Below are 13,599 nucleotides of genomic sequence, written 5' to 3'. Positions count from 1 at the left end.
TGTTCTCATCAAAAGCAAGAGGGAAAGGCCATTCATCCCCTGGATACATCACAGGGGCTTTCTGGCCCATGAATGTAAAGAGAGCTTTCAACTAATGCAAGCACAGTATTTAAAGGGCAGCAAGGTCCTTACCGTGGTTATATTCCTATCCATTCTTGGGCTACTCGCTCTACTCTGTCTCTCGCACTTCTTTATCCTCTCGCGGGCCATTAGCACAGTTCAGCCGACCCTTCCCAAAGTCGTCGCGCATAGGGCAAACAATTACAAGCAGATAAGCTCAATTGCGCTCCCCAATGCATCTTCGCTGGTCTTTGATGGAGCCTATCTCGACGAGGCCGAGTCACGCTATTATCTCGCCGATCGCGACAATAAGAGCATCGATGTGCTCGATCTAAAGACGAATACCTTTCTCTACAGTATTCCTGGTCCCTTCACAGGCGAGGAACATAATAAGAATGGTCCCAACCATGTGCTTCGCGTGGCTCCAGACCTGCTTGCGGTCTCCAATGGCGATGGCACAGTGGTTTTCCTCAGCACGCAGACGAAGCAGGTTGTGGGTATTACACCCAAATTGGGTGAGCTACGCGCGGATGCGATGGCTTTCGACGAGGCCGATCACCTTCTGGCGGTGGTCAATGGTGATGACGAGATTCCCGTGGTCTCATTCATCGATACCAGTAAGGTGAGCCAGAATGAGTTTCCGATGACACGCCTGACCTTCCCTGAGGCCGCAACCACAGGTGATACACACGGCCTGGATGATATCGAGTTCGCGGATGGGCGCTTCTTTCTCTCAGTCACAGGAGCTTCGACGCATCCCTATGGCGCAGTCTACGTGCTACAACATGATACGTCAACGAAGAAGGTCACGCGTCGACGCGAGTATTCACTTCCCTATGTCTGTAATCCCAATGGCCTGGCGATAGGCGCTCATGCGCAGCTTGGGCTGGCTTGTAGCACAGGCAACTCTCAGATCCTGGATCTAAAGACCGGGAAGGCCATCCTGGTTCCCAATACTGATAGCGGTGATTTCGTCGCCTACACCCATGAACATTTCTTCTTCGCCAATAGCAATGAGTTAAGCACAGACTCGGCCACGCTGGCCATTGCCAAAGCGGATGGGCAGTTGATACAGCAGATCGCGCTCACAGATAAATCGCATACCGTGACAGCCAGTCCTACGACAGGCAAGATCTATGTACCTCAGCAAGGACTGGGCATCGTGATCTACGGGCAGTAAGTAGTACCGGAACCTGATAGAGAGTGGGAAGAAGCTGCCTGGGTGGTAAACACCAGGGATAGGGTGTGTTATATTAAAAACACTTCTATGCAAAAGATGCCTCGAGAGGAAAGACAATGACATCGCACCATATAAGCGAACTGGAACACACCCTCGCACAGCTAAACCTCCCAGAAGGTATAGCGATTCGGGCCTGGCAGGAACAGGATTTTGCGGCCATCCAACGCCTCTCAGAGGCCGAGGGATGGCCGACGCCAAACCGGCGACCAGAGGACGCGCTGGCAGGCTGGCGCAACTCCTGGCCCACGCTCGTCGCCGAAGCGGATGGCGAGGTAATCGGCTTCGTGCGCGCCTGGAGCGATAAGCATATCACAACCTATATTTTCGAACTCCTCATCGCTGAGCAGTGGCGTGGTCGCGGTGTGGGAAGCAGCCTGCTGGACGCATGCCATGCCCTCTACCCACGCGCGCGCCTGGAGGTCTCCTCCACCGAACATTCCGCCAGTTTCTACCGCCGCTACGGCTTCCGTGACCTCGGCCTGACCTACCGCAAAAGCTATGCATAAAGCAGCGAAGCTCAACGCTGGGCGACTATAAACGCCAGACAAGCCACTCTTTCTGCGAGGGGGAGGGGGCAGTAGCCGCGTACGCCAGTAGCGGGCCCGCTACTGGCGTACGCGGCTACTGTTAATACTCCCGATCTCCCTTATCAATATAAATAGTGGTAGGGATGGGCAAGTGAGCAAGCGCCTGGGCCATCAGAGGACCAACCTCCTCCCAGGAGAGACCACCCTTGCCGCAGCCAAGCTTAGGGAAGGCAATGCTCTCAATACCCTGCTGTTGATAACTGGCTATAAGACAATCTAGCCCCTGCTGGATGTAGATGAGGCGCGAGGGCTGGCGATAGTGATCCTTGGTGGGGAAGTTTAAGATCCAGGGCTGGCTTGCTGTGTAGAGTCGTGGCTGGCCAATCTTCAACTCTCCACTCTCACATTGCTGCTGATAAGCCCGGAACATCTTAGGGTAGCGCTGCTTGAAGGCCAGAGCCAGGCCCGCCCCCATGATACCCCGGCAGTTGACGGGATTGACAATGACCTGCTCTCTCGCCCGAAATAGATCGCCATCGACGATATACTGTGTAGGTTGTGCCATTCTGCCTTCTCATTCCTTCCCAAGAGATCCAACATGCTTGTCCAGAAAACAGTTAACTCATATATACATTACCTGCGTCAAGTCATCCAATAAATTATGTAAGGTCATCTGACTAAAAAATAGGGATTTCTCCTAATAGACAGGAGCGAGCGGCTCTTCTACACTATATGGTGCATTCGGCATGTTTTTTCTACGCCGATGATGCATAATACTTTCCATTCAGTTGGCAAGATAGCAAGAGTAGATCGGTGAAAGGTAGCTACATTTTATGCGCAAGCGCTTGATTATAAGCAGTCTGGGTGTGCTGGCAGCGCTCCTGCTGGCACTTATTCCCCTGTCCTCCGCCTCGGCACACGAGGTACGTCATGTGGGCAACTACACCTTTATCGTGGGCTTTCTCAACGAGCCAGCCTATGCGAATACCCAGAACGCAATCTCGCTAACCATCTGTAATGGCAAGACTTGCCAAATCGCGGGTGGCGGCGATGACGGCCCCGTCTCCAATCCGCTTAATGATGCGGATAAGAGCTTAAAGGCAGAGGTAAGTACAGGTGGCTCCGCCCCTCTGGCTCTTACCCTGACACCGGTCGATGGCGCGCCCGGCAAGTATACCGCCGATTTCATTCCGACCAAGACCGGCGATTACACTTTCCATTTCACCGGGACCCTCAATGGGCAGAAGATCGATGAGAAGTTCACCAGTGGCCCCAATACTTTCAGCGAGGTGGAGCATATCGCTTCCTATCCCGCCAGCCAGGGCACAACATCCCAGCAAGGCAATAGCGATCTACAAGCTCAGATTCAGGACGCGAAGAATACCGGCGTCCTCGTTGGCTCACTGGGCGCTCTGATAGGACTCATTGGGTTGGGAACAGCGGTCGTCGCGCTGCGTCGCCGTCCCGCCACTAGCACCAGATCAGACGAAAGCCTGCGCGGGTAAAACTGTCGATTCCTGGCCGTTGGCCCGACGCGTGCTTCAGCAGAGTCGGGCCGTGCTTTTTTTAAAACCTCTTAGTATATGGCCGATCTAGGCGTGCTTTTGTCGCATTCACATGCGTTACTCTATTTAGCTGGCATCTCTTACTACCAAACAATCCAAAATCCTGAATCAGCTAATTTCGGAGTATGATCACTATGAAAAAAGCTTTGCCTTTGCATTTTCTATTCGGCCTCGCTCTCTCCCTGCTTATCCTGCTGGTCGCCTGTGGAGAGAATAATAGTATCTCAGCCACGCCCACACCAGTACCCACAAGTGCTACAATCAGCCCAACCCCTACACCAACCACTAACAGCACGCCTACGCCGACCCCAACGCCCCAGGGTAAGGCGCTGGCCGATGGCGGCACGCAGAATTATCACAACAGCTATTTCGCCTTCAATTATCCCGCCAACTGGAACAAAACACAGGAGAGCGACGCCACGGTGCTGCTCACGGCCCCCAACAACCAGGAAACGACGATTGACGCAGAGAAGCTTGCGGGAATGCCCATCAGTAACTCATTGAAAAATAGTCTGCAAGAGGATACACTGGTTAAACAGGCAGCCAGCCCTGGCGCCATCAAGCAGCAGACGTTCAATAACATCTCCTGGTGGACGACGCGCGTTCAGGTCTCCAGGGATGGCAAGGCACTCTACTACGATATCGCCTATGGGCAGGACCAGGCCAGCCTCTATAAACTTGTGATATGCGAGGGTTCAGGCGGGTATGATGGCCTCTTCGATACGGTGCTCGACTCCTTCCAGCCCAACGCATAGCCAGGGTATTTCTTATTGCAATCAAAAGAAAGCTTTAGTATGCAAAACGCTGTATCCGTACCCTCCTCTCGGCGCTTCTCGATCTGGTTATCTTTCTTTGGTTTTATGCTTGTGGGCATCAGTAGCGGGGTAAGCGGTCCCATTCTGCCCAGCCTGAGCGCGTACTATCACGTGGGAGACGCCACGATTGGCTTGCTCTTGCTCGTCTCGCCCTTCGCCTATTTCCTCTCGTCCTTAAGTAGTGGTCTGCTCATTGAGAAGTTTGGGCTGCGCTGGCTCTTGCTCATGGGGACAGCCATCTTTATCCTCGGTTTCGCAGGCTTTGGCCTGCGCCTGCCATTTCTCTGGCTCTTCGCGGCTCGCCTCTGCATTGGCCTGGGCGCGGGCATCATCGAAACAGGCTTTAATATCTATATCAGTACACAGCCCAGGCAGGAGACGCTCCTGAACAACCTGCACGCCTTTTTCGGCGTGGGATCACTGCTTGGCCCCCTGCTCGTCAGCGCGCTCCTGACGCTTCTCTGGGACTGGAATATCGCGTATCTCTTCCTCGTCGTACTCTGCCTGCCCCTGGCGCTCGGCCTGGGTCCACTCTTTAGCGTGCCTGCGAATATCCAGGATACTCAGAGAGACGAGCCAGCCAAGAAAGAGGGCACTTTTGGCGCGACGCTCAAACTCCCTGTGGTCTGGATTGCGACTCTCTTCCTGCTCGTCTATGTCGGTGTGGAGACCTGCGCGGGCAGCTGGGGCTACACCTTCCTGCTCAATGAGCGCGCTCAGAGTCCGCTCATCGCGGGCTGGATCGTGAGTGGCTACTGGCTGGGTTTGACGCTGGGACGCTTCTTCTTACAGCGCCAAGCCGAACGCATGGGGATTAGCTCAACCGTTCTTGTTTATATCTGCCTGATCTGTATCGTGCTCAGCGCGCTCCTGGCCTGGCTTGTGCCCTCGGGCATTAGCGCGGCTCTGGCCTTCTGCCTTATGGGGCTGGGTGTGGCACCGCTCTATCCTCTCACGGTTGCCATCATGCCCAAGCTGGTTCCCGCCCACCTGGCGGCAAGCGCGATCAGCCTCCTGATTAGCGTCAGCATTATCGGCCTGGGCGTCTTCCCCTGGCTAGCTGGCCTGCTGGCCCAGGCCGTGGGCATCTGGACGCTCATGCCCTTTATCATCCTCCTGACTCTGGCGATGATTATCCTCTGGCGCGTGTTAGCGGGACATATAGCTTCGCACGCATAACAAGCCTGCTACTGGCGTACGCGGCTACTCTAGGTCAGTAGCCGCGTACGCCAGTAGCGCACACAGATCATCAGCCATTGATGGCGATGGTTTTGACCATGTGCTATCTCGATGACTTCAACGCACCGTTATAAACTGGAACGTTGCGTGTCCCAACCAGATAATAGCGTTTTTATGCATGAGTTATTTCCCTGTGCTTGCGATAGTGGTCTCGTACCAGGGCGCGCTCTCTTTGCGACTTGCCTCAAAGGCCGCGATGTCTTCCTGAAAACGTAGTGTGCGCGCAACAGCGTCCAACCCTTGCATGAGCACGTCTTTTCTAAAGGGATTGATGTCGAAGGAGTATACCTGCTCATCTGGTGTGACGACACGCTGTGAAGCCAGATCAATGGTCAGGGCATAGCCCGACGTAGCCTCAACCACGTCAAAAAGCGACTGAATCACGTTCTCTGGCAGGCATACGGGCAAAATACCAACATTAAAGCAGTTGTTATAGAAGATATCAGCAAAACCAACGGCAATAATCGCCCGAAAACCATACTCATATAAGGCCCAGGGCGCGTGCTCACGCGACGAGCCACAACCAAAGTTGGTGCGCGATAAAATAACACTCGCCTCTTGGTAACGCGGCATATTTAACACAAAGGTAGGATCGGGCTCCCTGGTCTTGCCCAAATAACGCCAGTTGGTGAAGAGCCCCTCAGCATAGCCTGTTCGGGTAACCATTTTCAGATAGCTCGCCGGAATGATGGCATCAGTATCTACATTCTCCCGATCCAACGGCATTACAATACCTTGATGCTGTGTAAAAGCCTCCATACAGATACTCCCTTTTCTACTCCCAGGTGCGAATATCAACGAAGTGGCCAGCGATAGCGGCAGCAGCAGCCATCGCTGGACTGACGAGATGCGTGCGGCCTCCCATTCCCTGCCGCCCCTCGAAGTTGCGGTTCGAGGTGCTGGCACAGCGCTCACCCTCGGCGAGGCGATCACCGTTCATACCCACACACATACTGCATCCCGGCTCACGCCAATCGAAGCCGGCCTCTACAAAGATATGGTCCAGGCCCTCCACTTCCGCCTGCTGTTTGATCAATCCGCTGCCCGGCACAACTATGGCTTTGACGCCTGACGCGACATGCTTACCTCTGACAAAAGAGGCAGCCAGGCGTAAATCCTCGATACGGCTATTGGTACAACTGCCGATGAAGACACGATCCAGGCGAATTTCACTCATCGGCGTTCCGGGTTCCAGTCCCATATAAGCTAGAGCGCGGCGCGCGGCAGGCTCGTCAGCGAAGCTTTCAGGCGCGGGAACCTGGCCCGTGACAGAGGCGACCATCATGGGCGAGGTTCCCCATGTCACCTGCGGCGAGATCGCATCCGCTTGCAGAATCACAACGCGATCAAAATGCGCGCCCTCATCTGTCGCCAGTGCTTCCCAGGATGCCACAGCCCGGTCCCATGCCTCACCCTGGGGAGCAAAGGGGCGCCCGCTCAGATAGGCGAAAGTCGTCTCATCCGGCGCGATTATCGCGGTCCTGGCTCCAGCTTCAATCGCCAGATTGCACAGCGTCATGCGTCCCTCCATTGAGAGCGAGCGAATGACCGGACCAGTAAACTCGATGCAATGCCCAGTACCACCATTGGCGCCGATTAAGCCAATGATGTAGAGCGCCAGGTCCTTCGCCGAGCAGCCCGATGACAGGCTTCCCTCGACACGAACCTCCATCGTCTTTGGCTTGACCTGCCAGAGGCATTGGCTCGCCAGTACATGTTCAACCTCGCTCGTTCCAACACCAAAGGCGAGCAGGCCGAAAGCTCCCAGCGTCGCGGTATGGCTATCACCACATACAATGGTCGTCCCTGGTAGCGTAACCCCCTGCTCCGGTGCAGCCACATGAACAATACCATTGCGCGGATCGTCGACCGAGAAGAACTGCACACCAGCAGCGCGCGCGTTACGATCCATCATCTCGACCTGCACTGCCGCCTGCCTATCCAGAATGGGGACCTGGCTACGACGACCATAGGCGCGAACAGGAGTCGTGGGAATACTATGGTCAATCATGCCAAAGGTCAGATCGGGTCGGCGCACACTACGCCCTTCCGCTTTCAAAGCCGCGAACGGCTGTGGTGATGTAACCTCGTGGATAAGATGGCGATCAATATACAGAAGCGATCCCTGCCCCTCAATTTCGCGTACCACGTGAGATTGCCAGATCTTCTCAAACATCGTTTGTGTTCTCGTTGCTTGTGGCATAGAAACTGTCCCTTTCACAACATGATGACAAGACATACGTGTTACTATAATTCTGTAACACAGGCAAGTCAGCCTTTACAAGCAGTATAACCATCAGCAAGTGATATGTCTAATACTTATTTTGTAAAAAATTGACAACTTAAAGGCATCAACTATCTAGCTTTTTCCGGCAGTGATGCTTTTTTGTTATCAAAATTTAAATAAATAAGTATTAGACATATCATCGGGCGCAAGCTATACTCATGAACAAATGAAACATACACAAGTTTTGCCTATTCAGCTCTTTACGCCTGGCAAGCTACGTGATAGGAGATTGTCTTATGCATCCACAAATGTCTGATACAGAAGAGAAGGCATCTATACGCGCTCTAGAAAGCGAGCAGCAGACGACTCTGAAGCAGTTTCTTAATAAACCTTCCTGCTGGGTTGTATTCACTACCTGGTTCAAAATTGGTGTCATGTCGTTTGGTGGGGGATCAGCGACGTTGTTATTGATCCAGCGCAAATGCATTGAACAGATGAAATGGGCTACGGAAGAGGAGTATAGTCGCTACTGGAGCTTAAGTCAGATTTCACCGGGTATCGTCATGTTCGCGACAATGATTCTAATGTTTCGCAAGATCGGCGGATGGAAGAATGTCATCGCAGCATTCGCCGGGCTACTTATACCCAGTGCGCTCATTACACTGCTCTTTTCAGCTGGTTTTAAGGCTGTACAGAACCTGCCAGCAGTGCAGGCCATGCTTCAGGGGGTTATTCCAGCTACGGCTGGCATTATGCTTACCTTATCGCTTAAGTTTGCCCAACCACTGGTAAAGAAGAGCTATAAGGCCGATAGCTTGAGCCTCATTGAATGCCTGGTCATCATTCTAAGCAGCGCCAGCGCATTGATCTTCTGGCATATAGACGTCGTACTGGTTATGCTAGGCGCGGCCCTGTTGAGTGTTGGATTTTTTCTTCCCCTACGCACTTGGCTTGCTCCAAGACAAGCAGCAGCCCAAAGGAGGCAATAGACATGAATCCATTTATTTACTTTCTACTCTTCTTCAAGGCTTCGCTCTTCTCTTTCGGCTCAGTGGGCAACCTTGCTAGTTTGCATCGCGATCTGCTGAGTAAGGGGTGGGCAAGAGAAGCTAACTTTGGCGAGGCGCTGGCAATTGGGCAATTTAGCCCTGGCTCCAATGGTCTCTGGACGGTCAGCCTGGGCTACCTGACATATGGCCTCCCTGGAGCAGGCCTGGCGCTGCTCTCCCTGGTGCTTCCCCCGCTACTCATCCTTCCGCTGGAGGCAGCATACCACCGCATTGAGCACCAGGCCTGGGCACAGGCGGTTATCCGTAGCCTCTCATTGGTCTCGATTGGCATCCTGCTGAGCGCAGCATGGTCTATTCTGGATGGACGTACCATCGATATTGGAAGCGTCCTGATTTGCCTGGCAGCCTGCGCTCTCTGTATGAACCGCCGCATCGGGTCGTTCCTGACCCTGCTTCTAGCCATGGGAGCAGGCTACCTCCTCTATGGCCTCCACTAAAAGAGTACGCCAGTAGCGGGCATAGGTTACAATACATAAAAAACCATAGACACGAGGAGCAGACATGGCAGAATATACAGATGATATGAAAGAACTCACAGCCCTGCGCGAGGATGAGAAGCGCTGCGTGCGCATCCTGGCCGCATGTCGCCGTTTCGCGGTCAACCTTGGCGGCGACGCGGGCTACTACGCGACCTTCGCCCAGAACGAAGAGGTGCTGCTCGACTCCTTCCAGCAGGTTCTCGCAGCCCACCAGAACTATGATCAACTCTTCGCCCAGCGCTGCCAACGCGCTGGTCTAACCCCCGCCGACGTCCAACGCCTACGCGCCCGCCTGCAATTCTGGCTCTCTTCCCAGGAAGATGTTTAATCCCAAGAAAGCTCTCCCATCCTTACCTCAACCAGTAGCATAAAATACAACTAGTGGTCTAGACGTCTTGACAAGAACTCATTTCAACAGTACAGTTATAAGTATGTATCAGCTTTGTGAAGAAAGGATCTCTTCCAGGCGCCTGGTACACCAACCCCTTTGTAGGGGCAACGCGTGAAACGCCTTCTTTTGTTTCATTCGCTGTTGCCAAGTTTTCAAGGAGGAAAGCTGCATGAATCGTTCACGCAGGATGCTTTTTGTGCTCGCGGCAGGCTTTTTACTGCTCACCAGCGCGGTGACAGCTGGGCTGATGCAGATCGGCAACGCCGGTCAGGCCCATGCCGCCACGTCTTTTCCCACTTCGTATTTCGCTCCCTATCAGGATGTCACCATTGGTGCCTCGCTACAGTCGGTTGCCCAGGCAACCGGACAAAAGTATTACACACTGGCCTTTATTACCGGCAATGGCTGCAATGCTGACTGGGCCGGTACGATCCCGCTGAATCAGACCAGTATCTACTTGCCCAACCTGGATAGCGATATCAGCTACCTGCGCGCTCAGGGCGGCGATATCATTATCTCCTTTGGCGGCGAGGCCGGTCAGGAACTGGCGCAGACCTGTAGCACCGTCAGTTCCTTGCAGGCGCAGTACCAGGCCGTCATTAACCAGTACCATGCAACGCATCTCGATTTCGATATCGAGGGCGGCGAGCAGGGCGACTCGACGACCTACACACGTCGCAATACGGCCCTGGCAGCGTTGCAGACCGCTAATCCTGGCCTGACCATCTCGTTCACGCTCCCATCCGCGACTACCGGCCTGCTCAGCGATAGTCTGGGCCTGCTGAATAACGCGGTCTCGCATGGCGTCAACTTCAACATTGTCAACCTTATGACAATGGACTACGGCTCGCCCGATAGTCAGATGGGGCAGGAGTCCATTAACGCGGCCAATGGTCTCCATTCCGAGCTACAGAGCATCTTCCCCTCGAAAAGTTCCAGCCAGCTCTGGGCCATGGTCGGCATCACGCCCATGATTGGGCAGAACGACTCTGGAGGCGAGGTCTTTAGCCTGAGCAATGCCTCGCAGGTGCTCTCATTCGCCCAGACAAATAAGATTGGCGAGCTGGCCTTCTGGGAAGTACCACGCGATAACGGCAACTGCGCCGGTTCAACGACCGCCTCCGATACCTGTAGCGGTATCTCACAGAGCGCCTACGCCTTCACCAATCTCTGGAAGCCCTTCACCAGCGGTAGCAGTGGTGGCGGTAGCACACCTACACCTACTCCCACCCAGACAAAGACGCCCACGCCAACACCTACCCAGACAAAGACGCCTACTCCCACTCCCACGCCTCCAACTGGCGGAAACCTGGTCAGTAACCCCGGCTTTGAGACAGGCAGCCTCTCCAGCTGGACCTGCCAGGCAGGCGATAGCGTGGTAAGCAGTCCGGTCCACAGCGGCTCACATGCCCTGGCGATGGTCCCCAGCAGCTCGACCACGGGCGAGTGTGACCAGACCATCAGCGTCCAGCCCAACCACACTTACACCCTGAGCGCCTATGTGGATGGACCATATGCCTATCTGGGGGTACAAAATGGCACCAGCACCTGGACCAGTAGCAGCAGTTACACGCGCTTAAGTGTGACCTTCACAACGAGCGCTTCGCAGAGCAGTGCTACCATCTACATTCACGGCTGGTACGCCCAGGGCAGCGTCTATGTGGATGACGTCTCCCTTAGTTAGACTATAGAAAACAAAATCTCGCCGCGCTATGGTGAACAGAAAAAGGTGTGTGGTGGCGATCTGGCAGAGCCAGATCGCCACCACACACCTTTTTCAACTTTGTATTTCTTCTGACATATTGGTTGGTAGCCTGAATAAACTGCTGACGTTGAGTCTCGGCCTGATGTTGGGCTATAATCAAAGGGGCCAGTTGTAGGCTGGCGCGAGAGGGGGGTATGGTGGAAGTTGGGTAAAAACTCCCCTATCCATATTGATATTCTTCTATATTTTGCGATGAAAAGAGGTTATGCATGAAATACGGTATCTCGCTTCCCAATGGCTGGACGATGAGCCTGGTGGGTATTAAGGATCCCGTTGAGGCATATGAGACGATGACCAATGTGGCAAAGGCCGCAGATGAGACAGGCTTTGAGGCGGTGTGGATGGTCGATCACTTCCACACAGTTCCCACGCCAACACAGGAGGTCACCTTTGAGAGTTGGATGTCGCTGGCAGCTATCGCGCGCGATACCAAGCGCGTGCGCATCGGGCAGATCGTGACCTGCAATAGCTACCGTAATCCCGCCCTGCTGGCCAAGATGGCGAGTACACTGGATGTCCTGAGCCATGGCCGTTTGAACTTCGGCATTGGCGCGGGCTGGTATGAACATGAGTATAAGGCATATGGCTATCCCTATCCCGACGCGCCTGAGCGCCTGCGTATGCTACGTGAGGCTCTCCAGGTTATTCACGCCATGTGGGAGCAGGAAGAGGCCCATTTCGAGGGCAAGTACTACCAGGTACGCGGCGCAATCAACCAGCCCAAAGGCGTGCAGAAGCCACACCCTCCCATCCTCGTCGGTGGTGGCGGCGAGAAAGTGACGCTCAAGTTGGTAGCCCAGTATGGCGACGCCTGCAATGTGGGCGGCGACCTGGCAACCATCAAGCACAAGCTTGGAGTGCTCAAGCAGCACTGCGAGACGGTGGGACGCGATTATAGCAGCATCTATAACACGACTGGCTCATTCTGCTCCATCGCCGATACTGACGAGGAGGCCCTGGCCCTGGTCCCCGAAAAAGCCAGAGGCAATCTCAGAGATACCTCCCTCGTGGGCAGCCCCGAGACCATCCGCCAGCGCATCGCGGCCCTGGAGGAGCTGGGTATTCACGAGATCATTATCGATTTCCCCAGCGCGACCGACCTGACAACGCTTCACCGCTTCGCGCAGGAGTTTATCGCTAAATAAACCCGCTACTGGCGTACGCGGCTACTTCTCCAGGGGAGATAGCCGCGTATCAGGTACAACGTCCCCATACATCATCTTTCCCGCTATCCTATATACCATCTTTCCCTCTATTCCATACATCATCTTTCCCGCTATATACTATGAAGTAATTTCTTTAGCCACATCAAAAGATAGTTCACTTTTCCCTTGACTCTCCCCTAAGGGGAGGATGTAAGCTCTCTTTAGAAGCGGAGGAAGAGAAGGTTATGCTCAAGATTGGAGAATTTGCGCGTCTCAGCCAGGTATCGATAAAAACGTTGCGACACTATGACGCACTGAACGTGCTGCGGCCAGCGCGGATCTATCCAGAGAGCGGCTACCGCTTGTATGAAATCGGGCAACTGGTCGATATGGTGCGTATTCTGGCGCTCAAAGACTGCGGCTTTACGCTGGAAGAAATCGCACGGTTGCTGCAAACCTACGACACGAAGACGGTCGAGGCACTGCTACACCAGCGGATAGCGGCTCAGGAGCAACTCGTTGCGGATGAGCAGGCGCGTCTCCAGCGCATGATTGCACGCACACAGCAACTGGCCGACGCTGACCGTGTTCCGCTGTATGATGTCGCGCTCAAACAGACCGAGCCACTTACGCTGGTTGGTCTCCGCCAGTGCGTCGCGACAACCGCAGAGATTGGCCCTTTCGCACAAATGGTCATGCGTCATTGCGAGCAACACGGGGTAGTCTCAAGTGGCCCTCTGATCCATCTCTATTATGATGAGAGTCAACTGGATGAAGGATTTGATCTTTTTGTGGGCATGTCAGTCACTGCTTTGCCTCCTTCCCTGGCCGATCTCTGCTGTGAAAGGCTTGCGGGCGGGGAGCAGGTCGCGTGCGTCATTTATCGCGGTGATTATAGAAACATCAGCAGCGCTTATAGCGCGCTGGATCGCTGGCTCTCGACAAGCAGCTATCGCATAGCGGGACCATGCCGCGAGATTTATCACCTCAATCCAACGCACACAGACGATCCGGCGTCCTACATTACCGAAATCCAGTATCCTCTGCTGCCCGCTTGCGATGTGAGCTAACGTATT

At 54.2% G+C, this 13,599-nt stretch carries 14 protein-coding genes; 11 read left to right on the top strand and 3 right to left on the bottom strand.

The annotated features are described in order from the left end of the window. The first annotated feature begins 94 nt into the window (after positions 1-94). Together JMJ16_RS44455 and JMJ16_RS44450 are read left to right on the top strand one after the other, a co-directional pair. The gene (locus JMJ16_RS44455) at positions 95-1,240 is read left to right on the top strand and encodes a YncE family protein (protein WP_201392093.1); all 1,146 of its coding nucleotides are present in this window, start codon (positions 95-97) and stop codon (positions 1,238-1,240) included. A 116-nt stretch (positions 1,241-1,356) separates the two neighbouring features. After that, entirely contained in the window at positions 1,357-1,806 is a 450-nt protein-coding gene (locus tag JMJ16_RS44450) for a GNAT family N-acetyltransferase (protein ID WP_201392092.1), read from the top strand. 121 nt (positions 1,807-1,927) lie between these two features. On the opposite strand, the gene JMJ16_RS44445 is transcribed toward JMJ16_RS44450, so the two are convergent. Beyond that, positions 1,928-2,392 carry a macro domain-containing protein gene (locus tag JMJ16_RS44445; protein WP_201392091.1) on the bottom strand — a complete coding sequence of 155 codons (465 nt, stop codon included), beginning with the start codon at positions 2,390-2,392 and terminating at the stop codon, positions 1,928-1,930. A gap of 268 nt (positions 2,393-2,660) precedes the next feature. Between JMJ16_RS44445 and JMJ16_RS44440 the strand changes: the two genes are divergently transcribed. From JMJ16_RS44440 to JMJ16_RS44430, 3 genes are all read left to right on the top strand, one after another. Next, complete coding sequence (locus JMJ16_RS44440) at positions 2,661-3,332, top strand: hypothetical protein (protein WP_201392089.1); 672 nt, start codon at positions 2,661-2,663, stop codon at positions 3,330-3,332. Between the two features lie 194 nt (positions 3,333-3,526). Next, the gene (locus JMJ16_RS44435) at positions 3,527-4,147 is read left to right on the top strand and encodes a hypothetical protein (RefSeq protein ID WP_201392087.1); all 621 of its coding nucleotides are present in this window, start codon (positions 3,527-3,529) and stop codon (positions 4,145-4,147) included. Positions 4,148-4,186: 39 nt separating this feature from the next. After that, a complete protein-coding gene (locus tag JMJ16_RS44430; RefSeq protein ID WP_201392085.1) occupies positions 4,187-5,386 on the top strand; it encodes a sugar MFS transporter in 1,200 nt (399 codons plus the stop codon). A 183-nt stretch (positions 5,387-5,569) separates the two neighbouring features. Here JMJ16_RS44430 and leuD read toward each other — a convergent pair whose 3' ends face one another. Both leuD and leuC read right to left on the bottom strand, forming a co-directional pair. Further along, the gene (leuD, locus tag JMJ16_RS44425; protein ID WP_201392083.1) at positions 5,570-6,205 is read right to left on the bottom strand and encodes a 3-isopropylmalate dehydratase small subunit; all 636 of its coding nucleotides are present in this window, start codon (positions 6,203-6,205) and stop codon (positions 5,570-5,572) included. Positions 6,206-6,221: 16 nt separating this feature from the next. Next, positions 6,222-7,649 (bottom strand): 3-isopropylmalate dehydratase large subunit, encoded by a 1,428-nt coding sequence (gene leuC / locus JMJ16_RS44420; RefSeq protein WP_201392081.1) that lies wholly within the window; start codon positions 7,647-7,649, stop codon positions 6,222-6,224. A 320-nt stretch (positions 7,650-7,969) separates the two neighbouring features. Here leuC and JMJ16_RS44415 point away from each other — a divergent pair, with 320 nt between their 5' ends. The 6 genes from JMJ16_RS44415 (at position 7,970) to JMJ16_RS44390 (ending at position 13,593) form a co-directional block, all read left to right on the top strand. After that, positions 7,970-8,662 (top strand): chromate transporter, encoded by a 693-nt coding sequence (locus JMJ16_RS44415; RefSeq protein ID WP_201392079.1) that lies wholly within the window; start codon positions 7,970-7,972, stop codon positions 8,660-8,662. A 2-nt stretch (positions 8,663-8,664) separates the two neighbouring features. Further along, positions 8,665-9,180, top strand: a complete 516-nt coding sequence (locus tag JMJ16_RS44410) for a chromate transporter (protein WP_201374366.1) — start codon at positions 8,665-8,667, stop codon at positions 9,178-9,180. Positions 9,181-9,244: 64 nt separating this feature from the next. Beyond that, positions 9,245-9,550: a hypothetical protein gene (locus tag JMJ16_RS44405; RefSeq protein ID WP_201392077.1), complete on the top strand. Its 306-nt coding sequence runs from the start codon at positions 9,245-9,247 to the stop codon at positions 9,548-9,550. A 232-nt stretch (positions 9,551-9,782) separates the two neighbouring features. Then, on the top strand, positions 9,783-11,297 hold the full coding sequence (locus JMJ16_RS55155; protein WP_236601972.1) for a carbohydrate binding domain-containing protein: 1,515 nt from the start codon (positions 9,783-9,785) through the stop codon (positions 11,295-11,297). Positions 11,298-11,587: 290 nt separating this feature from the next. Then, positions 11,588-12,523: an LLM class F420-dependent oxidoreductase gene (locus JMJ16_RS44395; RefSeq protein WP_201392075.1), complete on the top strand. Its 936-nt coding sequence runs from the start codon at positions 11,588-11,590 to the stop codon at positions 12,521-12,523. 245 nt (positions 12,524-12,768) lie between these two features. Beyond that, positions 12,769-13,593 carry a GyrI-like domain-containing protein gene (locus JMJ16_RS44390; RefSeq protein WP_201392073.1) on the top strand — a complete coding sequence of 275 codons (825 nt, stop codon included), beginning with the start codon at positions 12,769-12,771 and terminating at the stop codon, positions 13,591-13,593. The last annotated feature ends 6 nt before the right edge of the window (positions 13,594-13,599 follow it).

The sequence above is a fragment of the Ktedonobacter sp. SOSP1-52 genome (assembly GCF_016587395.1).
Note: the sequence above shows the minus strand (reverse complement) of the source record. Positions and strands in the feature narration are given on the sequence as shown.